The organism is Nonomuraea sp. NPDC046570, assembly GCF_040645915.1.
Lineage (GTDB): Bacteria > Actinomycetota > Actinomycetes > Streptosporangiales > Streptosporangiaceae > Nonomuraea.
On record NZ_JBEYZF010000024.1, the window covers coordinates 101,130 to 127,048 of the forward strand.

Genomic DNA, 25,919 nt, shown 5'->3' on the forward strand with positions numbered 1-25,919 from the left:
GACGACGACGTGATCTATGACGATGTCGCATCGTGGGAGGACGCGGCCCAGGTGAGCGAGCCGCTGCTCAAGCTCTACGCCCGCCGTCCCGCGGAATGGCTGGAACCGCCGCGGCAGTGGGTGCTGCCCGCGGCGCTGCCGTGGACGCGGGTGCTGGCCCAGGCGATGAACGTCCGCGTGCTGCTCACCGGGATCCGGGTGTGGACGGAGTCGTTCACCGTGGACGTGGAGGTCTTCGCACGCCAGGCCCCGCCGCGCACGCCGGATTGGCTCGCCCCCTTCGGCAAGGAGGCGCCGCGCCAGGCCGGGGCCGGCGGGTTGCGGGTGGAGGCCTGGTTCGCCGACGGCCGGCGCGCCGTCCGGCGGGGTTCGAGGCCCTGGCTGAACCGCCGGCCGGAGGACGAGAAGCCGCCGGACGGCCCCGTCCTGCTCGCCGGCCGCGGCGAGGGCGGGCCCTTCCACTACCGGCAGAGTGCGCACATCTGGCCGCTGCCGCCGTCCGGTCCCGTGGTGCTGGCGATCGCCTGGCGGGACCAGGGCATCACGTCCGCCCGCGCCGACCTGAGCGGCCTCGAGATCAGGGCCGCCGCCGAGCGCGCCGTGGAGATCTGGCCCGGCCTGCCCGAGGCCCCGAACGGCCTGCCGGGAACCGCGCAGAAGGGGCGCGATGACTGAGTCGCCGCCTCCCCGCACGACCGCGGCCAAACTGGCCGAGCTGCTCCGCTCCCAGCACGAGGCGCGCCGAACCGACACGCGAGCCGTCGAGAAGCAGCGGGCCCGGGGGAAGCTGACCGCGCGGGAACGCGTCGACCTGCTGCTGGACCCCGGCTCGTTCGCCGAGCTCGACGAGCTGGTCCGGCATCGCGTCACCCACCTGGGCATGAACGGCCACCGCCCGCTCGGCGACGGCGTCGTCACCGGCCACGGAACGATGGACGGGCGCCCGATCTGCGTGTTCAGCCAGGACTTCACGGTGTACGGCGGCGCGCTCGGCGAGGCGTTCGGCCAGAAGGTGCTCAAGGTCATGGACCTGGCGATGAAGATCGGATGCCCGATCGTCGGCATCAACGACGGCGCGGGCGGCCGCATCCAGGAGGGCGTCGCGGCGCAGGCGCTCTACGGCGAGATCTTCTACCGCAACGTCAGCGCCTCCGGCATCGTGCCGCAGATCTCCCTGATCATGGGCCCGTGCGCGGGCGGCGCCGTCTACTCGCCGGCCATCACCGACTTCACCGTGATGGTGGCCGGGACCTCGCACATGTTCATCACCGGACCGGACGTGATCAAGGCGACGACCGGCGAAGAGGTGGCGCTCGAACAGCTGGGCGGCGCGCACACGCACAACTCCAGGTCGGGTAACGCCCACTACGCCGCCGCCGGCGAGGAGGACGCCCTCGACTACGTCAAGAACCTGCTGTCCTTCCTGCCGTCGAACAACCTGGACGAGCCGCCCGCCTACGCCTGGCAGCCCGGCGCGGCCGGCACCGGGCCGCAGGACGGCGACCTGGCCCTGGACCGGCTGATCCCGGACTCGCCCAACGCGCCGTACGACATGCGGGTGGTGATCGATCGGATCCTGGACGAGGGCCACTTCCTTGAGGTGCAACCGCTTTTCGCCCCGAACATCCTGGTCGGCTTCGGGCGGGTGGAGGGCCGCAGTGTGGGGATCGTGGCCAACCAGCCCAGCCGGTCCGCCGGCTGCCTCGACATCGACGCCAGTGAGAAGGCGGCGCGTTTCGTGCGCACCTGTGACGCCTTCAACATCCCGGTGGTGACCCTGGTCGACGCGCCCGGCTTCCTGCCCGGCGCCGACCAGGAGTGGAACGGCATCATCCGGCGCGGCGCCAAGCTCATCTACGCCTACGCCGAGGCCACCGTCCCCCTGGTGACCGTGGTCATCCGCAAGGCGTACGGCGGCGCCTACGTCGTCATGGGCTCCAAGCACCTGCACGCGGACGTCAACCTGGCCTGGCCCACCGCGCGGGTCGCGATGATGGGCGCGAAAGGCGCGGTCGAGGTCCTGCACCGCCGCGAGATCGCCGGGAGCGACGACCCGGACGGGCTCCGGCTCCGGCTGGCCGCCGAGTACGAGGACACGCTGGAGAACCCGCATCTGGCCGCGGAACGCGGCTACGTCGACGCGGTCATCCGGCCGGCCACCACGCGTCGCCATGTCGCGTCGGCGCTGCGCGCACTGCGCGGCAAGCGCACGACGCCGCCACCCAGGAAGCACGGCAACATCCCCCTGTGACCCGCCCGTGATCTGCACTATCCGCATATGCGAGAAAAGTCAAATTGGCGCCATAATTTAAATATCAAACAACGAAGCATTGAAGCTTATCGCCTTCTTGAAGGTCCTCAACCGCTTGCAACTCTTCCCCGTCCAGCGTGGCCGGGCGGATATTGAGGCTCTCGATCAGCGGATACGGCTCCGACCGATATATCCGTTCACCGATGGGGCTGATCCACCACCGTGGACGGGATCTCTTCATGGCGATCTCGCCGTCCGCCGGGCCCGGCGCCGTGAGCGCCGAGGAGATCCCGCAGGACAGGGCCATCGCCGCCCTTCAGAACCACCTGGTCGGCCGAAGACGAGAAAATCTCACCAATCGGCTGTCTGGTGAGACAGAAAGGCCTAACTCCACCAGTCCGATCAAAGATCTGACAGACCGGTAGACTGCACTCATCACCTCCTGTGACAAGATATTTACGTCAATGCGGTGAATGAAGTTTGACTCGCCTTGTCGTCCCGTGTTAAGCATCTTAGGTAAGTGACGGCAGAGTATCTACTCGAGCATCGGTTCGGGAGTGTTGTGGATTTCCGCGTACTAGGCCCGATGGAGATAATCGAGCGGGGCCGTAATATCGCGCCGACCGCCGCCAAGCCTCGACAGGTCATCTCGCTGCTCCTGTTTCGCCGCAACACCATGGTGCAGACGTCCGAGCTCATCGACGAATTATGGGAGGGCGGTCCTCCGGCGAGCGCGATGACGACGCTGCAGACCTATATCTACAAGCTCCGGAAGATCCTGATGGAGCACGGCGGAGAGACGATACTGCGGACGCAGCCGTGCGGGTACATGCTCACCATCCCCAACTCCTCCATCGACCTGCACGTGTTCGAGCAGAGCGCCCAGGCTGGAAAGGCGCTCATGGAGGGGGGTGACGCCCCTCGTGCCGCCGAGGTGCTGAGACGGGCGCTGGGCATGTGGCGCGGGGCCGCGCTCGTGGACGTGGTCCAAGGGGAGCTGCTGTCGTCGTACGTGACGCGGCTCGAAGAGCTGCGGTTTCGCGCCCTGGAGCTGCGGATCGAGGCCGACCTGCGGCTCGGCGGCCACCGCGAGCTGATCAGCGAGCTGAAGTCGCTGGTGCTGACCCACACGCTCAACGAACACCTGCACGCCTCCCTGATGATCGCCCTCTACCGCTCGGGGCGGCGGCACGAGGCGCTGGAGACCTACCGGGTCCTGCGCGGCAACATGATCGAGGACCTCGGGCTGGAGCCGGGGCCGGAGGTCAAGCAGGTGCACCAGGCGCTGCTGGCCGACTCCCCGACCGGTCCGCCCTTCGAACCCGGGCCCCAGCAGAAGGCCGTCGAGCTCATCCACCACGGCGGCTCGGCCACCGCCCTGTCCATCCCGTCCCAGATGCTCCCGGCTCGCCTGACGGACGCCGCCGTCGTGCTCGAACCGGTCCCCGCCGAGCTCCCGCCGCTCGACCCCGCTCCCCCGGCGGCGCAGGCCACGCTCACCGAACCCGTCATCCCGCCCGCCCAGTTGCCTCCCGACCTGGCGGACTTCACCGGGCGCGAAAAGCTCATGGACGAGATCGCCGCGGGCCTCCTGGCGGAGGACGAGATCGCCGCCGACCGTACCGCCACCGGCCTCGTCGCGATCACCGGCATGCCGGGGGTGGGCAAGACCGCGTTCGCCGTCCACCTGGCCCACCGGCTGCGCGGCGGGTTCCCCGACGGCCAGCTCTACACGGAGTTGCACGGGGCGAGCAGCGCCGGCCAGAGCGTCTCCGAGACGCTGCACGGCTTCCTGCGCGCGCTGGGCGTCCCCGACACCTACATCCCCGACGCGCTGGAAGAGCGCGGCAAGATGCTCCGCTCCATCACCACCGACAAGCGACTGCTGGTGGTCATCGACGACGCCGGATCCCAGGCCGACGTGTCGCCGCTGCTGCCCGGCGGCTCGCAGTGCGCGGTGATCGTCACCAGCCGCAGGTGGCTGTTCGAGCTGGGCGGCCGATGGGACATCAACCTGCGCGTGCTCGACGAGGAGGAAGCCGTCGAGCTGCTCGCCCGCATGATCGGGCCGGATCGGGTGGCCCGCGAGCCCGTGGCCGCGTCCCGGCTCGTGGAACTGGCCGGCCGGCTGCCCCTGGCGCTGCGCTGCCTCGGCGGGCGCCTCACCACGATGCCGGGGCTCCCGATCGCCAAGATGGCCGAGCAACTGGCGCGCTCGTCCCGGCGGCTCGACCTGCTGCGCATCGGGCGGCTCAACGTGCACTCCACGTTCGACTCCGCGTACGAGGGGCTCGGCGAGGTGGAGCAGCGCGTCTTCAGGCTGCTCAGCGCGCTGCCGGTGACCGAGTTCACCGCCTCGGCCACGGCCGACCTGCTCGGTCTGGAGGAGCCGGAGGCGCAGCATGTGCTGGAACAGCTCGGGAACCACCACCTGATCACGATGTGCTGGGCGGACGGCGAGGTCCGCTACGCCTTCCCCGAGCTGACCCGCGCCTACGCCTGGGAGCGGCTGACCTCGGCGCTGGATTCCCGGCGCGAGCCCCCGTCCGATGACCCGGCGCGCACCGGACCGAGGGGTCACGGGACGCCGCCGGACGGGACGGCCGTGCCCGCGGACGGGATGCCGGCGGTGGCCGAGCCCTGGACCAGGCGGATCGGCTTGAACGGCGAGAGCGAGGTCCTGACCAGAACGGCCAGGTCGGCCGCGGCACGCATCAGATGATCGCGTAGCGACTATCCGAGCGCGGCGCGCGGGCCTACGGCCTGCGGCCGGCCGGAGCGCCACCACTCCGAGTTGTCCCGGTACCAGCGGACGGTCTCGGCCAGGCCCCGCTCGAAAGGGCGCAGCGGCCGGTAGCCGAGTTCCTCACGGATCCTCGTGTCGTCCATGGCGTAGCGCCGGTCGTGCCCCTTGCGATCTTCGACGGGCGTCACCCGGTCCCAGCCGGCCCCGCACAGCTTCAGGAGCATCTCAGTCAGCCGCCGGTTGGTCAGCGCGGCCGTCCCGCCGATGTTGTAGACGGCCCCCGGGCGGCCGGACTCCAGGACGAGCTGGACCGCGCGGCAGTGGTCATCGACGTGCACCCATTCCCGGACGTTGAGCCCGTCGCCGTACAGCGGCACGTCCCTGCCCTCCAGCAGGTTGGTGACGAAGAGCGGGATGACCTTCTCCGGGAACTGGTAGGGCCCGTAGTTGTTGGAACACCGAGTGATCGTGGTGTGCAGTCCGTGCGTCTGGTGGAAGGCCCGGACGAGCAGGTCCCCGGCGGCCTTGGAGGCGGCGTAGGGCGAGTTCGGCAGCAGGGCGGACTCCTCGGTCCAGGTTCCCTCGTCGATGGAGCCGTACACCTCGTCCGTGGAGATGTGGACGAACCGCTGCACGCCGGCGCGCAGACAGCTGTCCAGGAGGGCCTGCGTGCCCACCACATTGGTGGTGACGAAAGGATCGGAGAACTCCACCGACCGGTCCACGTGCGACTCGGCGGCGAAGTGCACCACCGCGTCGTGCCCCGGCAGCACGCCCGCCAGCAGTTCGCGGTCGCACACGTCCCCGTGCACGAACGTCAACCGGGGGTGATCGGCGGGGACGTTGCCGACGCTGCCGGCGTAGGTCAGCTTGTCGAGGACCGTGATCTCCGCGTTCTCGTAGCCGCGATATCCGCCGCCGAGCATGGTGCGGACATAGTGCGAGCCGATGAAGCCGGCGCCGCCGGTGACGAGTAATCTCATGAGGCCGCACACTAGCCCGGGCGTTCCGCGCGGCGGCAGCAAGCTCGGTCGCATGCCGGTCGACGGCTTTCCTGAATTCTTCGAGCCGCCCTCGATCGCCCCCTACGTACGCTATCCGCCGGCTGACTCATGGCGAAAGCCGGAAGATCCGGAGGGCGGACGATGGTGACGCACGCGGTGGACCAACAACGACAGCGGACCCCCGGCCCCGCACCCTTCGACCCGGCACTGAGGTTGTCGCGGCTGCTCGACCCCGGCTCCGCGCAGCCGCTGGGCGACTACGACGGCGGCGGCGTGTACGCCGCGCGCGGGCTCGTCGACGGCGCCAGGGCGGTCGCCTTCTGCACCGACGCCACCCTCATGGGGGGCGCCATCGGCGCCGCCGACTGCCTGCGCATCGTCGACGCCATCGACCTGGCGATGAGAGAGCGCTGCCCGGTGATCGGGGTCTGGCACTGCGGCGGCGCGCGGCTGACCGAGGGCGTCGGCTCGCTGGACGGCGTCGGCCAGGTGTTCGCCGCGATGGTCCGCGCCTCCGGCCGGGTGCCGCAGATCTCGGTCGTGGTCGGCCCCGCGGCCGGCGGCGCCGCCTACGGTCCCGCGCTGACCGACCTGGTGATCATGGCCCCGGAAGGGCGCGTCTTCGTCACCGGGCCGGAAGTGATCCGCGCGGTCACCGGTGAGCAGATCGACATGGTGGGGCTGGGCGGCGCCGAGGCGCACGGCCGCCGGTCCGGCGTGGTCCACGTGCTGGCCGACTCCGAGGCCGACGCGTACACGCGGGCCCGGCGCATCACCGGCGTGTTCACCCGGCCCGGCCGCTTCGATCCCGCCGCCGTGGCCGACGACGGAGACGGCCTCAGGAAGCTGCTGCCGGAACGGGACCGCCGCGCCTACGACATCAAGCCGCTGCTGCGCCGCCTCCTCGACGCTGGCCGGGACGGCGCCGAGACCTTCGACGAACTCCAGGCCGGGTGGGCGCCCAACATCGTCATCGGGTTCGGCCGGCTGGGCGGGCACCACGTCGGCGTGGTCGCGAACAACCCGCTGCGCAAGGGCGGCTGCCTGGACTCGCTCGCCTCGGAGAAGGCGGCCAGGTTCGTCCGGCTGTGCGACGCGTTCGGGATCCCGCTGCTGGTCGTCGTGGACGTCCCCGGCTACCTGCCCGGCGTCGGGCAGGAGTGGGACGGCGTGGTGCGGCGCGGGGCGAAGCTGCTGCACGCGTTCGCCGAGGCGGTCGTCGCGCGGGTCACCCTCATGCTGCGCAAATCCTACGGCGGCGCGTACGTCGCGATGAACTCCCGCGCGCTCGGCGCGACGGCGGTGTACGCCTGGCCGGGGGTGAAGGCCGCGGTGATGGGCGCCGACGCCGCGGTGGGCATCCTGCACCGCAAGAAGCTCGCCGCCGTGCGGGAGGAGGACAGGGCGGCGCTGCGCACCGCCCTCGCCGACGAGTACGAGCGAGGCGACGACGGGCTCGGCCGCGCCCTCACGATCGGCGTCGTCGACGAGATCATCGATCCGGCCCTGACCAGGCGCACGCTGGTGGAGGCGTTCGCGGCGGCCCCCGTGCGGCGGGGCGCGCACGGCAACATCCCCCTGTGAACACCCCCGAAGCAGAACCGAGCCCGCCGGACGCGTCCGGCGGGCTCGGCAGAGCCGCGGCGAGGCGGCTCAGAGGATGTGCACCTTCGGCGTGTAGAGGATCCAGCGGCCCCCTGCCTCGCGGAAGGCCTGCTCCTTGGCCATGATCTCCTCCGCGTGGTTCCACGCGAACAGCAGCGCGTAGTCCGGAAACGGCTCGGCGAGCGCCTCGGCGGGCAGTACCGGGATGTGCGAGCCCGGCATCAGCTTGCCGTGCTTGGCGGGCGTGGTGTCGCAGACGTACGGGATGAGGCCGGGGCCGATGCCGCAGTAGTTCGTCACGGTCGCGCTCTTGGCGGTCGCGCCGTACCCGACGACCCGCTTGCCCTCCGCCCGCAGGTCCTCCAGCAGGCGCGTGAGGTCCTGGCGGATGTTGCGCACGGCGGCGGCGAAGCGCTCGAGCGTCGCCGGAGCGGCCAGGTCGAGGACGCGCTCGGCGGCGGTGAGCTCGGCGACCCGCGCGCTCGGCCGGCGCCGGCCCTTCCTGGCCAGCGTGTAGCGGATCTCACCGCCGTGCACGGGCAGGCGCTCGGCGTCGACCAGCTCGAACCCCATGCGCTCGGCCATCGCCTGGACCGAGCGGAGGGTGAAGAAGTAGAAGTGCTCGTCGTAGATCTGGTCGAAGCTGTTGCGCTCGATGATGTCGCCGAAGGACGGATCCTCGAAGATGAACACCCCGTCCGGTTTGAGCAGCAGGTCCACGCCGCGGAAGACGGAGTCGAGGTACGGGATGTGGCAGATGGTGTTGGCGGCGTAGATCACGTCCGCCGGTCCCTCGTCGGCCAGTACGGCCTCGGCCAGCGACTCCTCGAAGAAGTCCGTCAGCACCCGCACGCCGTCGGCCATGGCCAGCCTGGTCACGCCCCCGGACGGATCGACGCCCAGGTGGCGGATGCCGGCCTTGCTGATCTGCCTGAGCATGACGCCGTCGTTGCAGCCGATCTCGACGATGAACGGGTCCCGGCCGGACAGCTCGGTGTCGATGAGGTGCTTCGCCAGTTGCTCGAAGTGCTGGCGCATGGTCGCCGACCCCGACGAGTGGTACGGGTAGTCCTCGTGGAACATGCGATCGCGGGGGACCTCCTCGGTGAGCTGGACCATGGTGCACGACTCGCACGCCCCGACGGTCAGCTGGTAGAAGAACTCCTCGTCGATGTCGTCCGGCGTGAGGAACGCGTCCGACAGCGGCTGGCGCCCGAAGTCGAAGAACTCGGCCAACCGGCCGCCACACACGCGACAAGCGAGATTCCCTTGGCTCATGGAAGGTCCTCCAATGAAACGGATCCTGCGGTGGGCTACTCGTCGATCAGGGCGACCGCTCGGGTCCAGCCCGCGCCGGCCCCGGCGATCTTCACCGGAAAGCAGGCGACGCGGAACCCGTGGTCGCTCGGGAGGGCCTCCAGGTTGCTGAGCCGCTCGATCTGGCAGTACTCCCGCTCGCGCCCGGCGAAGTGCGCCGGCCACAGCGCGGAACGGTCGCCGGTCGCGCGGTAGGTGGAGATGATGTGGCCGAAGGGGGCGTCGAGGCTGAACGCGTCGGTGCCGATCACCCGGACGCCCAGGTCGAGCAGCAGGTGCACGGCCGGGCCGTCCAGCCCGGTGAAGTCGGTGAAGTACCGCTGCTGCCCGGCCCAGTGCGCGGCGCCGGTGTTCAGCAGCACGATGTCCATCGGCGCCGGCTCGTAGCCGATGCGGTCGAACTCCTTGCGCAGGTCGTCCGCTCCCGCCGTCCCGGTGCCGATGTGCCGCAGGTCCAGCACCACACCCGGGTTGTAGAACCACTCCAGCGGCATCTCGTGGATGTGCCTGGGCGGGCCGTCGCGGTAGGCGGCGCGGGTCCCGTAGTGCGACGGCGCGTCCACGTGGGTGCCGGTGTGCGTGGTCAGCGTGATCCTGTCCAGTGACAGGAACTCCCCGTCCGGCAGTTCGTCGGCCGAGAAGTCCATGCCGAAGTGGGTGCGCATCTCCTCGCACATGTGCAGGGCGCCCTCGCGCGGCGTCAGGATCTCGTGGTTGAGGGGATCGGGTTCCCACGAGGACGCGTCAACCGGCGAGGACAGGTCGATGATCCGCACATGCACCTCCGAGTGTCACGCGGCGTCCGTGCCGCGACCGCCTCCGCGCGGCCGGCGACGATGGACTGAACCCTTCCGTCCCCGCCTAGAACAGTGCTCAACAGGTGTTGGACGACCCCGCCTCACCGGCCTCTCCAGCGAGGCTCGACCTCGCCGCTCCACGATCGGCGGCGACGGCCCGGTGCCGATCGGTCCGTCCAGCGGGCCGATCGGCACCGCGAGGAGGAGAGCGACGCTCATGCAGGCACGTGCACTGTCCATTGAGGGCGCGGTCGAGTTCACCCCGACGGTCTTTGCCGACGATCGGGGCATGTTCGTGTCGCCGCTCGAGCGGGCGGCGTTCGAGGAGGCCGTCGGGCACGGCCTGTTCCCGGTGGCCCAGACCAGTCACAGCAGGTCGCGGCGGGGCGTGGTGCGGGGCGTCCATTTCACGCTGCTGCCGCCGGGCACCGCCAAGTACGTCACCTGTACCCGGGGCAGGGCGCTGGACATGGTGGTGGACATCAGGCTGGGGTCGCCGACCTTCGGCCGGTGCGAGGCCGTCGTCCTGGACGAGGAGCGCCCGCGGGCGATCTACCTGCCGGTGGGGGTCGGCCACGCGTTCGCCGCGCTGGAGGACGACACGGTGATGACGTACCTGCTGTCGGAGAGCTACGTCGCGGAGAACGAGCGGGCCCTGTCCGTCACGGACCCGGCGCTGGCGCTGCCGCTGCCCGCCGGCCTGGAGCCGATCCTTTCGGAGCGGGACGTCAAGGCGCCCACGCTGGAGGAGGCCAGGGTCACCGGCCTGCTGCCCGAGTACGCGGCCTGCCTTCAGCGGGAGCGGGAGCTGTGCCCGCCGCCGGGCGCCGGCCGTCCGGGAGGCGCCTGATGAACGGCCACGCGGCCTTCTCCGAGGTCCGTACGGCGTCGCGGATCGCCAGGTCGGTCGCGGCCACGGACACGGCGCTCTCGCGGTGGGCGGACGCCCGGCACTGGTTCGAGGAGCTCGGGCACCGCTACCGGGCCCGGGTGGAGAGGATCCCGCTCGACGCGCTGAACGGCTGGCGTACCAGGCCGGAGACCGGCGACATCGCGCACCGCAGCGGCCGGTTCTTCAGCGTCGAAGGGCTGGACGTGCACATGCCGGCGAGCCCGGTCGCCCGGTGGAGCCAGCCGATACTCAACCAGCCGGAGATCGGGATCCTGGGCATCCTGGTCAAGGAGTTCGACGGCGTGCCGCACTGCCTGATGCAGGCGAAGTTCGAGCCGGGCAACCTGAACGGCCTCCAGCTCTCCCCCACCGTGCAGGCCACCCGCAGCAACTACACCGGCGTGCATCGCGGGCGGCCGGTCCCCTACCTGGAGTACTTCGCCGACACCTCGTCGCACCGGGTGCTGGCCGACGTGCGGCAGTCCGAGCACGGCTCGTGGTTCGACCGCAAGCGCAACCGCAACATGGTGGTCGAGGTCGCCGGTGAGGTGGAGGTGCTCGACGGGTTCCGCTGGCTGACCCTGGGCCAGTTGCACCGGCTGCTCGCCGTCGACCACGTGGTCCACGGCGACACGCGCACGGTGCTCTCCTGCCTGCCGTTCGCCGGTCCCGGCCTGGACACCGCGCTGCCTCCCGGCGGGGACGTGTTCCGGGCCGGGCTGCTGCGTTCGTGCGCCGGAGACGGCGGCCTGCACGGCATGGACGACATCCTGCGCTGGATCACCGAGGCGCGCACCCGTACCGAGGTCAGCGCCCGGCAGATCCCGCTCCACCAGGTGCGCGGCTGGCGGCGGACGGCGGAGGCGATCAGCCATGAGAGCGGCCGGTACTTCGGCGTCATCGGCGTGGATGTGAGCGCGGAGGGCCGGGAGGTCGCCCAGTGGTCCCAGCCGTTGATCGAGCCGTACGGGACCGGCGTGGTCGCGTTCCTGGTCAGCGAGATCGAGGGGGTCCTGCACGTGCTGATGCACGCCAGGGCGGAGCCCGGGTTCGTGGACACCGTCGAGCTGGCGCCGACCCTCCAGTGCGTGCCGCGCAACTACGAGCACCTGCCCGCCGCCGCCCGGCCCGCGTTCATGGACGAGGTGCTGCGGGCCCGGCCCGACCAGATCAGGTTCGACGCCGAGCTGTCGGAGGAGGGCGGGCGCTTCTACCACGCGCGCATCCGCCACATGATCATCGAGGCCGATTCGGACCTGGGCGCCGGCCGCCCCGATTTCCGCTGGATGACCCTGCACCAGCTCGTCGACCTGCTCAGGCACAGCCACTACCTGGACATTCAGGCCCGAAGCCTGATCGCCTGCCTGCACAGCCTATCCGGAGGGGCTCAGTCATGAAAGGGATCATTCTCGCGGGGGGCAGGGGCAGCCGCCTGTACCCGACGACGCTGGCGGTCTCCAAGCAGCTGCTTCCGGTCGGCGACAAACCGATGATCTACTACCCGCTGTCGGTGCTGATGCTCGCCGGCATCACGGACATCCTGATCATCTCCACCCCGGACGACCTCCAGCAGTTCCAGCGGCTGCTCGGCGACGGTTCGCAGCTCGGCCTGAACCTCGGGTACGCCCTGCAGCCGGAGCCGAGGGGCCTGGCGGAGGCGTTCGTCATCGGCGCCGACCACATCGGCGGCGACAACGTCACGCTGGTGCTCGGCGACAACATCTTCCACGGTCAGCACTTCTACGACGTGCTGCGGGCGAACCTCACCGACCTGCGCGGCTGCGTACTGTTCGGCTACGGCGTCACCGACCCGGGGCGCTACGGGGTAGGCGAGACCGACGACGCGGGGAAGCTGGTGTCGATCGAGGAGAAGCCCCGCAAGCCGCGCTCCAACCGGGCCATCACCGGCCTGTACAGCTGCGACGCCGACGTGGTCGACATCGCCAAGAACCTGCGGCCCTCGGCCCGCGGCGAACTGGAGATCACCGACGTCATCCGGGCCTACATGCTCCGCGGCCAGGCCAGGGTCGTCGACCTGGGCCGCGGCTTCGCCTGGCTCGACACCGGGACCCCCGCCTCCCTCCTCCAGGCCAGCCTGTACGTGCGCACGCTGGAGGAGCGGCAGGGGGTGCGCATCGCCTGCGTCGAGGAGGTGGCGCTGCGCATGGGCTTCATCGACGCTCAGTCCTGCTACGACCTCGGCCGGCGGCTCGGCGCGTCCGAGTACGGAAAATACGTCATGGACATCGCGCAGGAACTGGGATGACGGCCGTGCGCCCGGTCCAACCAGGGTCGAGCTGTCCTCCAGCGGCTCCGCCTACGGTCCCGGCATGAAGATATTGGTGACGACGGGGCCCGCCCACCCTCTGTACTACCCGATCGTGCCACTGGCTTGGGCGCTGCGCGCGGCCGGGCACGACGTCCTGGTCGGGGCTCCGGAGAGCTTCGCCGAGACGGTACGCGGCTCCGGCCTGCCCATGGCGGCGGTCTGCGGCCCGCTACAGATGCCCGAGGCGATGGCGCGCCACCGCGACGGCACACCGATCACGCCGCCGCGCACGGACCACGAGGCGACGGTGGCGGTCGGCCACGGGTTCGGCAGGCTGGCCGCCCGCGCCCTCGAAGGCACCACGGACCTGGTCGAGCGGTGGCAGCCCGACGTCGTCCTGGCCGAGGCCTACTCCTACGCCGCGGCGGCGGCCGTGGCCGCGAAGAACGGCATCGGCTGGGTCAAGCACAGCGTGGGACCCGGCGACCTGGACATCGACACCTGGGTGGCGGAGGAACTCGCCCCCGAGCTCGCGCAGCTGGGCCTGGACCGGCTGCCCAGCCCCGACCTCGTCCTCGACAACTGCCCGCCGCTGCTGGGCGAGGCGTTCCCCGGCGCCCAGCCGATGCGCTACGTCCCGTACGGCGAGCCGGGCCTGGTGCCCGGCTGGGCGCTGCGGCGGGATCGGAATCGGCCGCGCGTCCTGGTCACCCTGGGCTCTGTCCAGCCCATGGCCGGCGGGCTCGGCGCGCTCGGCGAGCTCGTACGATCCGTCTCGTCGCTGGACGTGGAGATCGTCGTGGCGGTGGCGGACGTCCTGGTGCCGAAGCTCGGGCCGCTGCCCGACTCGGTCATCGCGGCCGGATGGCAGTCGCTGACCTCGGTGCTGCCCGGCTGCGACGCCGTCGTGCACCACGGCGGTCCGGGGACCATGATGGCGTGCCTCTGCGAGGGGCTGCCCCAGGTGATCATCCCGGGCATCGGCAAGCCGCTCGACGCGATCGCGCGGCTGGTCGACTTCGGCGCCGCCTGCCAGGTGGCGCCGGACGAGCTGAGCCGGGTGCCCAAGGCCTGCCAGGCCCTGCTCGACGAGCCCGGCTACCGTAGGCAGGCCGCCATCGTGCGCGACCAGATCGCCGCGCAGCCCTCGCCGGCCGAGATCGTGGCCGCGATCGAGCAGGTCGGCGCGAGGCGGAAGCCGGCCTGGTGAGCACGGTGAACGCCCCCCGTGTCGCCGTGCTGGGCGGCACGGGGTGGCTCGGACGGCACGTGTGCGCGGCTTTCGCCCGGCGCGGCCAGGACGTCGTCGTGGTCGCGCGCCGTCCCGCGCCTCATGTCGCGGGCCACTTCTTCGCCGGGCTCGACCTCACCGTCGCCGCACCGGAGACGATCCACGCGCTGCTGCGCTCGCGCGGGGTGAGCGTCGTCGTGAACGCCACCGACGCCGCCAACGCCACGGACGGCTGGGCGCGCACCGAGGAGGAGATGACCGCGGCCAACGTCGGCCTCGTCCGCAACGTCCTGGCCGCGATGCGCGCCCTGCCGTGGCCGTCGCGCGTCGTGCACGTCGGCACGATCCACGAGTACGGCCAGGGCGGGGACGCCGAGCCCGCGTCCGCCTACGTCCGGACGAAGCTCGCCGGATCGCGGGCGGTGCTGGCCGCGGCCCGCTCCGGCGAGGTGGACGGCGTGGTGCTGCGGTGCGCCAACATGACCGGACCGCATCCCTCGCCGGAGACCTTTCCCGGCAAGCTGGTCCGCCTGCTGCTGGCCGCCGTCGCCACAGGCCGCCCGATGGAGGTCGCCGTCTCCGACTCCAGGCGCGACTTCGTGGACGTGCGCGACGTCGCGGGCGCCGTGCTCAGGGCGGCCGACGCGGCGCTCACCGGGCGGGCGCTCGACATCGGCGGCGGCGGCGTCGTGGACATGCGCACGTTCGTCAGAACGTTCGTCACGGCGGCCGGATACCCGCTCGGCATGCTCAGGGAAGAGCACAGGGAAGTGGCGAGCCTGGGCGGCGAGGGCGGGAAAGCCGATATCCGGCCGGCGGCCGAACTCCTCCATTGGAAGCCGCAAATAGGTCTTATCACCTCATTACGGGATATGTGGGAGACGGCGTTCGCCGAATATTCGCGCACCGATGCCCCGGACGAGTCGCGCACAGCGGGCATCCGACTGGAATGAAACGCGTTTCCTTGGTAAACATGTCAGCGGCATGCCGTCAAACGGGGGAAAGGGCATCATGGAAGTCCTGAGCCTGCGCGGGCTCAACAGGGCGCTGCTGGCCCGTCAAATGCTCCTGGAAAGGCGGGAGACATCCGCGCTCAGCGTGGTCGATCATCTCGTCGGCCTGAACGCGCAGGATCCCGACCCGCCGTACATCGGGCTCTGGTCGCGGATCACCGGCTTCGAGACCGATGACCTGACCCGGTTGCTGTACGAGCGGACCGTGGTGCGGGGGTCGCTGTACCGCGGCACCCAGCACATGGTGACCGCGGACGACTACCTGTGGCTGCGCCCGCTGCTGCACCCGATGCTGGTCCGGCTGCAGAAGAACGCCTTCAAGACCACGGACGGGATAGCGCTCGACGAGCTCGTGGGGACCGCGCGCACGCTGCTCGGTCAGGGCGAGCTGACCCGCCCCGAACTCGGCCGGACGCTCGCCGAGCGGTGGCCGGACGGCGATCCCGTCGAGCTGGCCAGGTCGATCCAGTTCCTGACGGCGGTGGTGCACCCGCCGCCCGACGGCACCTGGGCCTGGCGCAGCAAGACGCCCTTCGTCCTGGCCGAGCAGTGGCTCGGCCGCCCGCTGGCCGACGAACCGTCCGCGGCCCGGCTCATCCTGCGCCACCTGGCCGCCTTCGGCCCGGCCACCGTCAGGGACGTCCAGGCGTGGAGCGGCCTGACCCGGCTGCGCGAGGTGATGGAGGAGCTCAGGCCGGGGCTGCGGGTGTTCCGCAACGAGAGCGGCCGCGAGCTGTTCGACCTCCCCGACGCGCCGCGGCCCGGCCCGGACGTCGAGGCGCCCGTCCGCTTCCTGGCCGCGCTCGACAACGTGCTGCTCGGCCACCACGACCGGAGCCGGGTCGTGAACGACGAGCAGCGCAAGCACGTCTTCCTCGAAGCGGCGATGACCGTGGACGGCTTCGTCCGCGGACTCTGGCGGATCAGGCGGGACAAGGGCCGGGCCACGGTGGTCGTCAGGCTCTTCGAGCCGCTGTCCGGCCAGGACAGGGACGCGGTGACCGAGGAGGGTCTGCGCCTGCTGCGCTTCGCGGCCAGGGAGTCCGGCGAGCACGACCTCGTCTTCCAGCCCATCGACGCGCCGTGGCCGGACAAGACGCCGTGGAACTGCTCCTACCGGCCACCGGTCGCATCCTGAACCGCGCCCGCGGCTTCAGCAGTGGGGTCCCGGGTAGTACTGCGTGCGCCGCATCTCGCTGGCGGTGGTGAGCGGGTCCCCCTGCTGCACCCAGGCGGCGTCGTAGAAGGTGGCGGTGCCCGTACCGGTGAAGACGTTGTGCCGTTGCGTGGCGCTGTGCGTGGTGACCAGGTAGCCCGTGGTGGTGCCCGCGCCGTCGAAGAAGCGTTCCGTGCCCTGGAAGGTGAAGGTCCTGAAGCCGGTACGCGTCCAGGTGCCCGACCCTTCGACGCCGCCGTCCGGACCGGGCGGCCCGGGGTGCAGGCACATGGCGCCGTCGAGGTGGAACGACACCTTGGCCTCGATCTGACCACCCTCGAACACCACGGTCCCGGTCCAGAGACCGATAGGGGTGCTCAGCCGCGCCTCGCTCCCGGCCGCACGCCCGGTGACGGCGTGCGCGAGGCCGCCGGTGACCGGGGTGACGAGCAGCGCCGCCCCTAGAACGCCGGCGACCGCGAGAGTACGTAATTGATGTCTCATCACACCTTGCCCCCTTATGACCGATTTCGGCGGGACCTCCATGATTAGCAGACTATATAGCGACACGGCAGACGGTCTGGATTTCACCTTGAGTGGACTGTTAAGCCGATTTCAACCGGATGTCCAGACGCCGGTTTGATGCTGGTCAAAGCCGGACGCTCGAACCGCGGAAGCCCTTTTCCCCAGGCCTGCGCAATGGCGGACGGAAGTTGACCGCGACGAGTTCTACAGTGAGGCCCCGCGCAACCACCTGATCGGGAAGTTGGAGGGGTACATGCGAAATGCCATAGTCGCAGAGGGTTTGACCAAACGCTTCGGCGAGATCGTGGCGCTCGACGGCCTCGATCTCGCCGTCGGCGAGGGAACGGTGATGGGCCTGCTCGGACCCAACGGGTCGGGCAAGACCACAGCGGTGCGACTGCTGTCCACCTTGCTGCGGCCGGACTCGGGCCGCGCCACCGTCGAGGGCCTCGACGTGGTCAAGGACGCGGTGGCGATCCGCCGCAAGATCGGCCTGTCCGGCCAGTACGCCGCGGTCGACGAGGATCTCACCGCCAGGGAGAACCTGCGCATGGTGGGCAAGCTTTACCACCTGGGCACCGCGGCCGCCGGCAAGCGGGCCGACGAGCTGCTCGAACGGTTCGACCTGACCGCGGACGCCGACCGCCAGACGAAGGGCTACTCGGGCGGCATGCGCCGCCGGGTCGACCTCGCCTGCGCCGTGGTGGCCAAGCCAAAGGTGCTGTTCCTGGACGAGCCCACGACCGGGCTCGACCCGCGCAGCCGACTGGCCATGTGGCAGGTGATCTCCGAACTCGTCGAGGGCGGCAGCACACTGCTGCTCACCACCCAGTACCTGGAGGAGGCCGACAAGCTGGCCGACCGGATCACGGTGCTCGACCGCGGCCGCGTGGTGGCCGAGGGCACCCCCGACGAGCTCAAGGCCCGCACCGGCGGCGAGCGGCTCGAACTGACCGTGGGCGAGGCCGCGGAGGTGCCCACGGCGCGCGAGGCGCTGCGGGAGCTCGCCAGCGGCGACATCACGGTCGACCTCGACGACAGGCTGCTGATCGTGCCGGTGAGCATCGGCTCCGAGGCGCTGGTGCGGAGCGTGCGGCTGCTCGACGGCGCGGGCGTGCGGCTGACCGGCATGAGCCTGCGCAGGCCCAGCCTGGACGAGGTCTTCCTGTCGCTGACGGACAAGTCCCGTGACTCCCACGAGGCCCGCGGCTCCGCGGCGGACGACGCCAAGGCGCCACTCCGATGATGCCGGCCAGGCCGAACCAGGCGAAGGAACAGATCACGTGAACGCGTTCAGCCAGGCCGTCAGCGACGGTCTCACCCTCACTCAGCGAAACATCCTCAAGAACCTCCGCAACCCGGACATCGTCGTCTTCTCCAGCGCGGCGCCCATCGCCTTCGCGCTGCTCTTCGGCTTCGTCTTCGGCAGCGCGATCGACATCGGGACGAACTACCGAGAGTTCATGATCGTCGGCATTCTCACCCAGACGATGCTGCTCACCGCCGCCAACACCGGGGTCGGCATCGCCCACGACATGAAGCAGGGCCTGGTGGACCGCTTCCGGTCGCTGCCCATCGCCCAGTCCGCCGTGCTCGTGGGCAGGACGAACGGCGACGCGGTCAACAACGTGATGGTCATCGTCCTCATGTCGCTGACCGGTCTGCTGATGGGCTGGCGGATCCGCTCGTCGGTCGCGGACGCGGCCCTCGCCTACCTGCTGCTGTTCCTGTTCGCCTACGCCGTGTCCTGGATCACCGCGGCCATCGGCCTCACCGCGAAGTCACCCGAGGTGCTCGGCAACGCGATGCTCCTGGTGCTGGTGCCGTTCACCTTCATCTCCAACTCGTTCGTGCCCAGCGAGGGGCTGCCGACCGTGTTGCGGGTGATCGCGGCGTGGAATCCGGTGTCAGCGCTGGTGGAGGCGTGTCGTCAGCTGTTCGGCAACATCCCGCCCGGCAGAGCCGCACCCGAGGTGTGGCCGCTGCAGAATCCGATCCTCGCCACCCTGCTCTGGGTGGCCCTGATCCTGGCGATCTTCATTCCGCTGGCCGTCCACCGCTACAAGAAAACGGTGAGCCAGTAGTTCCTAGACGTTGTGTCCGGTGGCCCGCGGGGAAACCGGATCGATGCACGGAAGGAGAACCTGTGCGATTCCTGTTCGTCACTGGGGGCGGTTCGGCGCCGGTGCACTCCGGCGTACCGCTGGCGTGGGCGGCGAGGGCCGCTGGACACGAGGTCATCCTCGCGGCTCCCGAGGAGAACATCGACCTCCTGGTCAGGCTGGGACTGCCCGCCTACGGGGTGACCCGCCTCGGCATCGTGGACGCGATGCTCAAGGACAGGCAGGGCAACTGGCTGGGCATGCCTGTCGCCGAGGACCAGGAATTGGATTTCGCCGGCCGGGGCTTCGCCCGGCTGGCGGCCGCCAGTTACCCGGCGATCGTGGAACTGGCCAGGTCGTGGCGGCCCGACGTGGTGATCGGCGGGGAGTACAACCTCGCCGCCATGCTGCTGGCCCACCAGTTCGACCTGCCCCTGGTCCGGCACACCTGGGCGGTCTACGCCCGTACGGACGTCGACTGGCGGGGAGCCACCGACGAGCTCCGGCCCGAACTGTCGCGGCTCGGCCTGGACGCGATCCCCGAACCGGGGATGTTCATCGACATCACGCCGCCCAGCATCCGGCCGAAGGACGCCGAGCCCGCCCAGCTCATGCGCTGGGCGCCCGGCAACCCGCAGGTCCCGCTGCAGCCGTGGATGTACGCCAAGGGCGACAGGCCGCGGGTCGTGCTCACCTCCGGCTCGCGCAGCACGCTGAGCCCGGCGCTGGGCATCGACTTCTTCCGCCCCCTGCTGGACAACCCGGCGCTGCGCGACGGTGACGTCGAGGTGGTCGTCGCCACCTCGGAGCCGGTCGCCGCGCAGCTCCTGGACGACTACCCCGAGGTCAAGGCCGGTTTCGTCCCGCTCGACGTGCTCGCGCCGACCGCGGACCTGGTCATCCACCACGGGGGCGGGGTCACCGTGATGACCGTGCTCAACGCCGGCACGCCGCAGCTCGTGCTGCCGGAGATGCTGGCCTCGGCCCAGCCCATGCGCCTGGTCGACGAGTACGGCGCCTCGATCACCCTGCCGACGCACACCGAGCCGGTGAACGTGGTGAGCGCGGCCGTCACCGGCATCCTGTCCGACCCCTCGTTCAAGGAGCGGGCCCTCGAACTCGCCGCGGAGATCGCCGGCCTGCCCCGGCAGACGGAGGTGATCGCGGAGATCGAGAAGATGATCTGAGGCGAACGCGGGCAGGGCCGCTCCTCCGGGAGCGGCCCTGCCTGCTGTGCGACGCCCGCGTCAGAAGGCCAGGATCGCCTCCCGGACCGCCGCGATGACCTTGTCCTGCAGCCCCTCGGGCAGCGACGGGTACATCGGCAGGGAGAAGATCTCGTTCGCGACCCGCTCGGTGACCGGCAGCGACCCCTCGGCGTACCCCAGGTGGGCGAAGCCCGACATGGTGTGCACCGGCCACGGGTAGCTGATGTTCAGCGAGATGTCGTACCGCTTGAGCGACTCGATGATCTCGTCCCGGCGCGGGTGACGGACCACGTAGACGTAGTAGACGTGGTCGTTGCCGGGGTTCGTGGCGGGCAGGATCAGGCCCCGGTCGGCCAGGTCGCCGAGTCCCTCCTCGTACCGCCTGGCCACCCTGCGGCGGCCGAGGATGTAGTCGTCCAGCCGACGCAGCTTGCGGCGCAGGATCTCCGCCTGCACCTCGTCCAGCCTGCTGTTGTAGCCGGGGGTCTGCACCACGTAGTAGGTCTTCTCCATGCCGTAGTAGCGCAGCCTGCGCATGTTCGCGTCGATCGTCTCGTCGGCGGTGATGACCGCTCCCCCGTCGCCGTAGGCGCCCAGCACCTTGGTGGGGTAGAAGGAGAACGCCGCCGCGTCTCCCATGGTGCCGGCCAGCCTGCCCCGGTAGCGGGCGCCGTGCGCCTGCGCGCAGTCCTCCAGCACCGCCAGCCCGTGCCGCTCGGCCAGGTCGAGCAGCGGGTCCATGTCCGCGCTCTGACCGTAGAGGTGCACCACTACCAGCGCCTTGGTGCGCGGGGTGATGGCGGCGGCCACCTGGTCGGTGTCCATCAGGTAGTCGCTTTCGCGGATGTCGACGAACACCGGTGTGGCGCCGACCCCGTCGATGGCCACCACGGTGGGCGCCGCGGTGTTCGACACCGTGATCACCTCGTCGCCCGGCCCGACCTCCAGGGCGTTCAGGGCCAGCCGGATCGCGTTGGTGCCGTTGTCCACCCCGGCGCAGTGGCGCACTCCATGGTAGGCGGCGAACTCCTGCTCGAACCCCCTGACGCTCGGCCCCAGCACCAGCACGCCCGACCGGAACACCGTGTCGACGGCGTCGAGCAGATCCTCCCGTTCCGCTTCGTACTCCGGCAGGTAGTCCCAGACATAGGTAGTCATCGTGAACGACTCTCCGTTCCGCCTCGTCGTGTCGGGTCGCCGTACGAACTCGCTCCAGAACGCGTCGATCGCGTCCACGATCGCCCTGTGGGGTCCCCAGCCGAGCAGCCGCGCGGCCGGGGTGATGTCCACCTTGACCCAGTCCTCGGTGGAGTGCCGCTTGCCCGCTCCGGTCCGTTCCACGACCGCGGCGGGCAGCCTGCTGCGTTCGATCAGCAGGTCCACCAGGGCGCGCACCGGCACGCTCTCGCCGCGCCCGATGTTGACCAGCTCGCCGGTGACCGTCGAGGTCGCGGCGGCCACCACGGCGTCGGCGACGTCGCGGACGTCCACGTAGTCGCGGTGGGCGAGCAGCGGGTCGAGCTCGATCTCGGCCGGGCGCCGCCCGCTGGCGGCGAGCAGCCGGTCCGCCACCCGGCCGAGCAGGCTGACGTCCGGGCTGCCCGGTCCGACGATGTTGGCGATCCGCAGCACCATGCCCTGGAGTTCGCCGGCCCGGATCCGCTCCAGCACCGCCTCGGTCGCCGCCAGCTTCGCCTGGCCGTACGCGCTGGTCGGCCGTGCCACCGTGTCGGCGCCGACCGTGGTTCCCGCCTGGACCTGGCCGTACTCCAGCACCGAGCCGAGATGCACCAGCCGGGGCGGCTCCTCCAGCGAGGCCAGCGCCTCCAGCAGCCGCAGCGTGGGGACGAGCGCGGCCTGCCGCATCTGCTCGTCGGTCAGGCCCCAGATGCTGCCGATGGCGTTGACGATCACCGTCGGCCGGATGGCGGCCAGTTCCCCGGCCAGGTCCTCGGGCGGCAGCCGCCCGAGGTCGAGCGCGAGGAACCGGCCGGGCTGCTCGTGTCCGGGCGGGCGCCGGGCCACGGCGACGACCTCGAAGCCGCGCCTGTCCAGCGCCGTGCACACGTGCCGGCCGACGAACCCCGTACCGCCCAGGACGACTGCGCTGCCGCGAGCGGCCATATTGTCCCTTTCTCGCCGCGAACTGGCATACCCGTCCGCGTAGCGTGGCCCGCCGCGGTGGACGCTCGCTCAAATCCGGCGGCTCCAGCGGTCTTCGAAGGGAACCCCGGCCCGGCGGAGTAATCAGCAGAGAGCGTCAGCAACGAAGGAGATCGCATGTACGGCGCCGATGCGGCGAAGATCTACTACGCGCAGCACACCATGCGCGGCAAGAACTACCAGGCCGAGGCGGAGCTGGTGGCCGAGCAGATACGCCGGCGGCTTCCGGGGGCGTCCTCGGTGCTCGACGTCGCCTGCGGGACGGGCGGGCATCTCGGGCCCTTCACCGAGCTGATCGGCTACGCGGAGGGCATCGACCTGTCCGAGCCGATGCTGGAGATCGCCAGGGCCGACCTGCCCGGGATCCCGCTGCACCTGGGCGACATGCGCTCGTTCGAGCTGGGCCGCGCCTTCGACTCGCTGACGTGCCTGTTCGGCTCGATCGGCTACGTCGACTCGCGTGAGGAGTTGCAGCGGACGTTCGAGTGCTTCGCGAGGCACGTCGTGCCTGGCGGGGTGGTGGCGGTCGAGCCGTGGTGGTTCCCTGAGACCTACATCGACCGCTGGCTCTCCAGCGACATCCTGCACCACGAGGGCACCACCATCGCCCGGGTCGCGCACGCCGTACGGGACGGCGACGCCTCGCGGATGGAGGTGCACTACCTGGAGGCCGCGCCGGACTCGGGCGTCCGGCACCTGAGCGAGGTGCACCGCGCCATGCTCTTCACCCGGCAGGAGTACGAGTCGGCGTTCGTGCGGGCCGGCCTCGACCCCGAGTACGTGCCCGGCGTGCAGGCGGGCCGCGGCCTGTTCGTCGCCGTGCGCACGTGACCCGCCGTCGCCCTTCGCCGCTTCGCCATGACGGGACGCGACCACGCCAGCCGGGCTCTGACCGGCTTCGAGCGGACCGCGCCAGCCTGTACGCCAGGAGCGCCATCTGCCCGTCGCACCTGAGAGGTATGCCGTGACCCATCTGCTGCACATCGACTCGTCATCGTCGGTGCCCTCGGTGTCCCGTCACCTTGCCACCCGCTTCAGGGAGGCGTGGGACGAGAGCCGGCCCGACGCGACGGTGACCTACCGCGATCTCGCGGCCGAGCCCGTCCCGCACATCGACACCGACGGGATCTTCACCCTCGCGGCCGAGCCGCAGACCGACGGCCAGCGGGCGGCCGCCGCGCTGCAGAGCGAGCTCACCGAGGAGATCCTCGAGGCGGACGCGCTGCTGCTCAGCGCGCCGATGTACAACTGGACCATCCCATCCAACCTGAAGGCCTGGCTGGACCAGGCGCTGATCCTCGGGCGCACGCTGCCCTACGTCCCGGGCGCCGGCCCGCTCACCGGCCGTCCGGCGACCGTCGTGCTGGCCTACGGCGGGGACTACGGTGCCGGCTCGCCGAACTGCGACATGGACCACTGCGGGCCGTACCTGCGGACCGTGCTGGGCAAGGTGCTCGGCTACCAGGTCGAGCTCATCATCGCCTCGCACACCGTGCTGCCGTACACCACCGACGACGTGGGCGAGTTGGAGAAGGCGGTCACCTCGCAGCGGGAGGCCGAGGCCGCCGTGCGCGAGCGGGCGCGGTCGGTGGCCAGCGGCCTGGTGCGCGCCTGACGCCCGTGCCGGGTCACGGCTGGACCGCCCGCCGCAGCCGGGCGGTCAGGGTCCTGATGTGCTCACGCAGCTCGGGCGGTTCGTGGATCTCGAATTCGAAGCCGAACGCGGCCACCCACACCGCGAGCTGGTCGAGGCTGTCCGAGCCGATGCGCAGGGTGCACCGGTGCTCGTCGATCGGCTCCACCGCCCCGAGCGTGGACGGGACCTCGTCGGCCACCTCCGTGGCGGAGCCGTACATGGTGAGCACCGCCTGGTAGCGGTACGGGTTCGAGGTCAGGTTCGCGGCCAGGTAGGCGGCCAGGTCGTCGGCGGGCAGCGGCCGGGGGGCGAACCGGGGACCGCTGGGGGTGCGCACGGTCAGCCTGTCGACCCGGAAGGTCCGCCAGTCCGACCTGCCGGTGTCCCAGGCGAACAGGTACCAGCGCCGTCCGCTGTGCACCAGCCGGTACGGCTCCACGTCCCGCACGCTCGCCGAGCCGTTGTTCGAGACGTAGTCGAAGCGCAGCCGTTCGTGGGCGCGCACCGCCGCGGCGATCTCGACCAGCGTGGACGGATCGACGGTGTGCCCGGCCATCGGCATGGTCACCAGCGCCGAGGTGAGCGTGTTGACCTGGAAGCGCAGCCGCGAGGGCAGGATCTGGTCGAGTTTCGTCAGCGCCCGCACGGAGGTCTCGGCGATGCCGGTGATCGCGGCCCCGGCCGCCGTGCGCAGCCCGACCGCGACCGCCACGGCCTCGTCGTCGTCGAGCAGCAACGGCGGCATGCAGGTGCCCGCGGCCAGCCGGTAGCCGCCGCCGACGCCGCCGATCGCGTCGATCGGATAGCCCAGGTTCCGCAGCTTGTCGACGTCGCGGCGCACGGTCCGCGGGCTCACACTGAGCCGGTCGGCCAGATCCGTCCCGGACCAGTCGCGGTGCGTCTGCAACAGGACCAACATGCGGAGCAGGCGGGCTGAGGTTTCCAACATGGCCAGAGTCTCACACCGATCGAGGACAAGAATCGACCGCGATTACTCCTAACGTCGGAGCCAAACGACCGAAGGAGATCCCATGAACATTCTTGTCGCGGGCGCCACCGGCAACGTCGGCCGTCCTCTCGTCGACGACCTCGTGAGCGCGGGGCACCAGGTCCGCGCCCTCACCCGCAACCCGGCCAAGGCGAGCTTCCCGTCCGGAGCCGAGGCCGTCGCCGGGAATCTGGCCGACACCGGCAGCCTGGCCGAGGCCTTCACCGGAGTCACCGCCGCGCACCTGATCACCTTCAACGGGGAGGACTTCTCGCCCCTCACCAACGGCCCGGAGATCGTCGAGCTGGCGAGGAAGGGCGGCGTACGCAAGGTCACCATACTCCGGGGCGACGTCGAGAAGAGCCCGCTGGAGCTGGCCGTCGAGGAGGGCGGCCTGGAGTGGACCAGCCTGTCGCCGGTGGAGTTCATGTCCAACGCCCTGGAATGGGCGGAGTCGGTGAAGGAGGAGGGCGTCGTGCGCGAGGCGTTCGCCGACGTCAAGAGCGCGATGATCCACGATGCCGACATCGCCGCCGTCGCCGCCGTGGCGCTGACCACGGAGGGCCACGCGGGCAAGGACTACTGGCTGACCGGCCCGGAGGCGCTGACCCCGCCGGAGAAGGTCCGCACGATCAGCGAGGTGCTCGGCCGTGAGGTGCGCTACATCGAGCTGACCCAGGACGAGATCGTCGAGCAGTGGCGCCAGACCGGCTACTCCGACCAGGACATCGAGTTCTTCCTGCACATGCGCACCAACCCGCCGGAGGCCAGCTACACCGTGCTGCCCACGGTGCAGGAGGTCACCGGCCAGCCGGCCAGGAGCTTCGCCCAGTGGGTGCGCGAGAACGCGGCCGCGTTCGGCGGCTGACGCCGTACCCGCCGTCGCGTGCGGGCCGGGCGGATGCGCCGCTCCCGACGCGGCTCGTGGCCGCGCCGGGGGCGGGGCGCCGGGGGGGTGTGGGCGTTCGGTAGTGCACACGTCTGAAATCCCGTCACACGACAAAGTATCGCGGTTT

General features: G+C 70.7%; 23 protein-coding genes and 1 pseudogene. 17 read left to right on the top strand and 7 right to left on the bottom strand.

Annotation, left to right across the window (positions count from 1 at the left end):
• Window positions 1-9 precede the first annotated feature (9 nt).
• The 4 genes from ABZ911_RS30780 (at window position 10) to ABZ911_RS30795 (ending at window position 4,973) form a co-directional block, all read left to right on the top strand.
• Window positions 10-675: a hypothetical protein gene (locus ABZ911_RS30780; RefSeq protein ID WP_358063638.1), complete on the top strand. Its 666-nt coding sequence runs from the start codon at window positions 10-12 to the stop codon at window positions 673-675.
• On the top strand, window positions 668-2,251 hold the full coding sequence (locus ABZ911_RS30785) for an acyl-CoA carboxylase subunit beta (RefSeq protein ID WP_358063641.1): 1,584 nt from the start codon (window positions 668-670) through the stop codon (window positions 2,249-2,251). Before ABZ911_RS30780 ends, ABZ911_RS30785 begins: the two co-directional genes overlap by 8 nt.
• 203 nt (window positions 2,252-2,454) lie before the next feature.
• Entirely contained in the window at window positions 2,455-2,676 is a 222-nt protein-coding gene (locus tag ABZ911_RS30790) for a hypothetical protein (RefSeq protein WP_358063644.1), read from the top strand.
• 161 nt (window positions 2,677-2,837) lie between these two features.
• Window positions 2,838-4,973 carry a BTAD domain-containing putative transcriptional regulator gene (locus tag ABZ911_RS30795; RefSeq protein WP_358063647.1) on the top strand — a complete coding sequence of 712 codons (2,136 nt, stop codon included), beginning with the start codon at window positions 2,838-2,840 and terminating at the stop codon, window positions 4,971-4,973.
• A gap of 11 nt (window positions 4,974-4,984) precedes the next feature.
• Here the strand turns inward: ABZ911_RS30795 and rfbB are convergent, their stop codons facing one another.
• The gene (gene rfbB / locus ABZ911_RS30800; protein WP_358063650.1) at window positions 4,985-5,980 is read right to left on the bottom strand and encodes a dTDP-glucose 4,6-dehydratase; all 996 of its coding nucleotides are present in this window, start codon (window positions 5,978-5,980) and stop codon (window positions 4,985-4,987) included.
• A 177-nt stretch (window positions 5,981-6,157) separates the two neighbouring features.
• Here rfbB and ABZ911_RS30805 point away from each other — a divergent pair, with 177 nt between their 5' ends.
• A complete protein-coding gene (locus ABZ911_RS30805) occupies window positions 6,158-7,585 on the top strand; it encodes a carboxyl transferase domain-containing protein (RefSeq protein WP_358063653.1) in 1,428 nt (475 codons plus the stop codon).
• A 69-nt stretch (window positions 7,586-7,654) separates the two neighbouring features.
• Here ABZ911_RS30805 and ABZ911_RS30810 read toward each other — a convergent pair whose 3' ends face one another.
• Both ABZ911_RS30810 and ABZ911_RS30815 read right to left on the bottom strand, forming a co-directional pair.
• Window positions 7,655-8,884, bottom strand: a complete 1,230-nt coding sequence (locus ABZ911_RS30810; RefSeq protein WP_358063656.1) for a class I SAM-dependent methyltransferase — start codon at window positions 8,882-8,884, stop codon at window positions 7,655-7,657.
• Between the two features lie 35 nt (window positions 8,885-8,919).
• The gene (locus tag ABZ911_RS30815; protein WP_358063659.1) at window positions 8,920-9,699 is read right to left on the bottom strand and encodes a cyclase family protein; all 780 of its coding nucleotides are present in this window, start codon (window positions 9,697-9,699) and stop codon (window positions 8,920-8,922) included.
• Between the two features lie 238 nt (window positions 9,700-9,937).
• On the opposite strand from ABZ911_RS30815, the gene ABZ911_RS30820 reads away from it, so the two are divergent.
• The 6 genes from ABZ911_RS30820 to ABZ911_RS30845 all read left to right on the top strand — a co-directional run bounded on the left by ABZ911_RS30820 (window position 9,938) and on the right by ABZ911_RS30845 (window position 16,263).
• A complete protein-coding gene (locus ABZ911_RS30820) occupies window positions 9,938-10,570 on the top strand; it encodes a dTDP-4-dehydrorhamnose 3,5-epimerase family protein (protein WP_358063662.1) in 633 nt (210 codons plus the stop codon).
• Window positions 10,570-12,009 carry an NDP-hexose 2,3-dehydratase family protein gene (locus ABZ911_RS30825; protein ID WP_358063665.1) on the top strand — a complete coding sequence of 480 codons (1,440 nt, stop codon included), beginning with the start codon at window positions 10,570-10,572 and terminating at the stop codon, window positions 12,007-12,009. Before ABZ911_RS30820 ends, ABZ911_RS30825 begins: the two co-directional genes overlap by 1 nt.
• Window positions 12,006-12,878 carry a glucose-1-phosphate thymidylyltransferase RfbA gene (gene rfbA, locus ABZ911_RS30830; RefSeq protein WP_358063667.1) on the top strand — a complete coding sequence of 291 codons (873 nt, stop codon included), beginning with the start codon at window positions 12,006-12,008 and terminating at the stop codon, window positions 12,876-12,878. Before ABZ911_RS30825 ends, rfbA begins: the two co-directional genes overlap by 4 nt.
• Before the next feature lie 64 nt (window positions 12,879-12,942).
• Window positions 12,943-14,091 carry a nucleotide disphospho-sugar-binding domain-containing protein gene (locus ABZ911_RS30835; RefSeq protein WP_358063670.1) on the top strand — a complete coding sequence of 383 codons (1,149 nt, stop codon included), beginning with the start codon at window positions 12,943-12,945 and terminating at the stop codon, window positions 14,089-14,091.
• Between the two features lie 5 nt (window positions 14,092-14,096).
• Window positions 14,097-15,065, top strand: coding sequence for an NAD(P)-dependent oxidoreductase (locus ABZ911_RS30840; protein ID WP_358063673.1), 969 nt, complete (start codon window positions 14,097-14,099; stop codon window positions 15,063-15,065).
• A 58-nt stretch (window positions 15,066-15,123) separates the two neighbouring features.
• On the top strand, window positions 15,124-16,263 hold the full coding sequence (locus ABZ911_RS30845; protein WP_358063676.1) for a winged helix DNA-binding domain-containing protein: 1,140 nt from the start codon (window positions 15,124-15,126) through the stop codon (window positions 16,261-16,263).
• Window positions 16,264-16,278: 15 nt separating this feature from the next.
• Here ABZ911_RS30845 and ABZ911_RS30850 read toward each other — a convergent pair whose 3' ends face one another.
• The gene (locus tag ABZ911_RS30850) at window positions 16,279-16,785 is read right to left on the bottom strand and encodes a hypothetical protein (RefSeq protein ID WP_358063679.1); all 507 of its coding nucleotides are present in this window, start codon (window positions 16,783-16,785) and stop codon (window positions 16,279-16,281) included.
• 274 nt (window positions 16,786-17,059) lie between these two features.
• Here ABZ911_RS30850 and ABZ911_RS30855 point away from each other — a divergent pair, with 274 nt between their 5' ends.
• The 3 genes from ABZ911_RS30855 (at window position 17,060) to ABZ911_RS30865 (ending at window position 20,095) form a co-directional block, all read left to right on the top strand.
• Window positions 17,060-18,052 carry an ATP-binding cassette domain-containing protein gene (locus tag ABZ911_RS30855; protein WP_358063682.1) on the top strand — a complete coding sequence of 331 codons (993 nt, stop codon included), beginning with the start codon at window positions 17,060-17,062 and terminating at the stop codon, window positions 18,050-18,052.
• A gap of 37 nt (window positions 18,053-18,089) precedes the next feature.
• Window positions 18,090-18,890, top strand: coding sequence for an ABC transporter permease (locus ABZ911_RS30860; protein WP_358063685.1), 801 nt, complete (start codon window positions 18,090-18,092; stop codon window positions 18,888-18,890).
• Window positions 18,891-18,952: 62 nt separating this feature from the next.
• Window positions 18,953-20,095, top strand: a complete 1,143-nt coding sequence (locus tag ABZ911_RS30865) for a nucleotide disphospho-sugar-binding domain-containing protein (RefSeq protein ID WP_358063688.1) — start codon at window positions 18,953-18,955, stop codon at window positions 20,093-20,095.
• 60 nt (window positions 20,096-20,155) lie between these two features.
• Here ABZ911_RS30865 and ABZ911_RS30870 read toward each other — a convergent pair whose 3' ends face one another.
• Window positions 20,156-21,274, bottom strand: a complete 1,119-nt coding sequence (locus ABZ911_RS30870; protein ID WP_358063711.1) for a DegT/DnrJ/EryC1/StrS family aminotransferase — start codon at window positions 21,272-21,274, stop codon at window positions 20,156-20,158.
• 93 nt (window positions 21,275-21,367) lie between these two features.
• Window positions 21,368-22,240, bottom strand: a pseudogene (locus tag ABZ911_RS30875) (NAD-dependent epimerase/dehydratase family protein); the annotation flags it as partial.
• 156 nt (window positions 22,241-22,396) lie between these two features.
• Between ABZ911_RS30875 and ABZ911_RS30880 the strand changes: the two are divergent.
• On the top strand, window positions 22,397-23,110 hold the full coding sequence (locus tag ABZ911_RS30880; protein ID WP_358063691.1) for a class I SAM-dependent methyltransferase: 714 nt from the start codon (window positions 22,397-22,399) through the stop codon (window positions 23,108-23,110).
• Window positions 23,111-23,243: 133 nt separating this feature from the next.
• The gene (locus ABZ911_RS30885; protein ID WP_358063694.1) at window positions 23,244-23,894 is read left to right on the top strand and encodes an NAD(P)H-dependent oxidoreductase; all 651 of its coding nucleotides are present in this window, start codon (window positions 23,244-23,246) and stop codon (window positions 23,892-23,894) included.
• Window positions 23,895-23,907: 13 nt separating this feature from the next.
• Here the strand turns inward: ABZ911_RS30885 and ABZ911_RS30890 are convergent, their stop codons facing one another.
• The gene (locus ABZ911_RS30890; protein WP_358063697.1) at window positions 23,908-24,864 is read right to left on the bottom strand and encodes a YafY family protein; all 957 of its coding nucleotides are present in this window, start codon (window positions 24,862-24,864) and stop codon (window positions 23,908-23,910) included.
• A gap of 82 nt (window positions 24,865-24,946) precedes the next feature.
• Here ABZ911_RS30890 and ABZ911_RS30895 point away from each other — a divergent pair, with 82 nt between their 5' ends.
• Window positions 24,947-25,771 carry an NmrA family NAD(P)-binding protein gene (locus ABZ911_RS30895; protein ID WP_358063699.1) on the top strand — a complete coding sequence of 275 codons (825 nt, stop codon included), beginning with the start codon at window positions 24,947-24,949 and terminating at the stop codon, window positions 25,769-25,771.
• The last annotated feature ends 148 nt before the right edge of the window (window positions 25,772-25,919 follow it).

Bases quoted from the DNA above. Each gene is read 5' to 3' on its own strand.
- ABZ911_RS30785 (WP_358063641.1), top strand. From the start codon at position 668: ATGACTGAGTCGCCGCCTCCCCGCACGACCGCGGCCAAACTGGCCGAG.
- ABZ911_RS30790 (WP_358063644.1), top strand. From the start codon at position 2,455: ATGGGGCTGATCCACCACCGTGGACGGGATCTCTTCATGGCGATCTCG.
- ABZ911_RS30795 (WP_358063647.1), top strand. From the start codon at position 2,838: ATGGAGATAATCGAGCGGGGCCGTAATATCGCGCCGACCGCCGCCAAG.
- rfbB (WP_358063650.1), bottom strand. From the start codon at position 5,980: ATGAGATTACTCGTCACCGGCGGCGCCGGCTTCATCGGCTCGCACTAT.
- ABZ911_RS30810 (WP_358063656.1), bottom strand. From the start codon at position 8,884: ATGAGCCAAGGGAATCTCGCTTGTCGCGTGTGTGGCGGCCGGTTGGCC.
- ABZ911_RS30820 (WP_358063662.1), top strand. From the start codon at position 9,938: ATGCAGGCACGTGCACTGTCCATTGAGGGCGCGGTCGAGTTCACCCCG.
- ABZ911_RS30825 (WP_358063665.1), top strand. From the start codon at position 10,570: ATGAACGGCCACGCGGCCTTCTCCGAGGTCCGTACGGCGTCGCGGATC.
- rfbA (WP_358063667.1), top strand. From the start codon at position 12,006: ATGAAAGGGATCATTCTCGCGGGGGGCAGGGGCAGCCGCCTGTACCCG.
- ABZ911_RS30835 (WP_358063670.1), top strand. From the start codon at position 12,943: ATGAAGATATTGGTGACGACGGGGCCCGCCCACCCTCTGTACTACCCG.
- ABZ911_RS30845 (WP_358063676.1), top strand. From the start codon at position 15,124: ATGGAAGTCCTGAGCCTGCGCGGGCTCAACAGGGCGCTGCTGGCCCGT.
- ABZ911_RS30850 (WP_358063679.1), bottom strand. From the start codon at position 16,785: ATGAGACATCAATTACGTACTCTCGCGGTCGCCGGCGTTCTAGGGGCG.
- ABZ911_RS30855 (WP_358063682.1), top strand. From the start codon at position 17,060: ATGCGAAATGCCATAGTCGCAGAGGGTTTGACCAAACGCTTCGGCGAG.
- ABZ911_RS30870 (WP_358063711.1), bottom strand. From the start codon at position 21,274: ATGACTACCTATGTCTGGGACTACCTGCCGGAGTACGAAGCGGAACGG.
- ABZ911_RS30880 (WP_358063691.1), top strand. From the start codon at position 22,397: ATGTACGGCGCCGATGCGGCGAAGATCTACTACGCGCAGCACACCATG.
- ABZ911_RS30890 (WP_358063697.1), bottom strand. From the start codon at position 24,864: ATGTTGGAAACCTCAGCCCGCCTGCTCCGCATGTTGGTCCTGTTGCAG.
- ABZ911_RS30895 (WP_358063699.1), top strand. From the start codon at position 24,947: ATGAACATTCTTGTCGCGGGCGCCACCGGCAACGTCGGCCGTCCTCTC.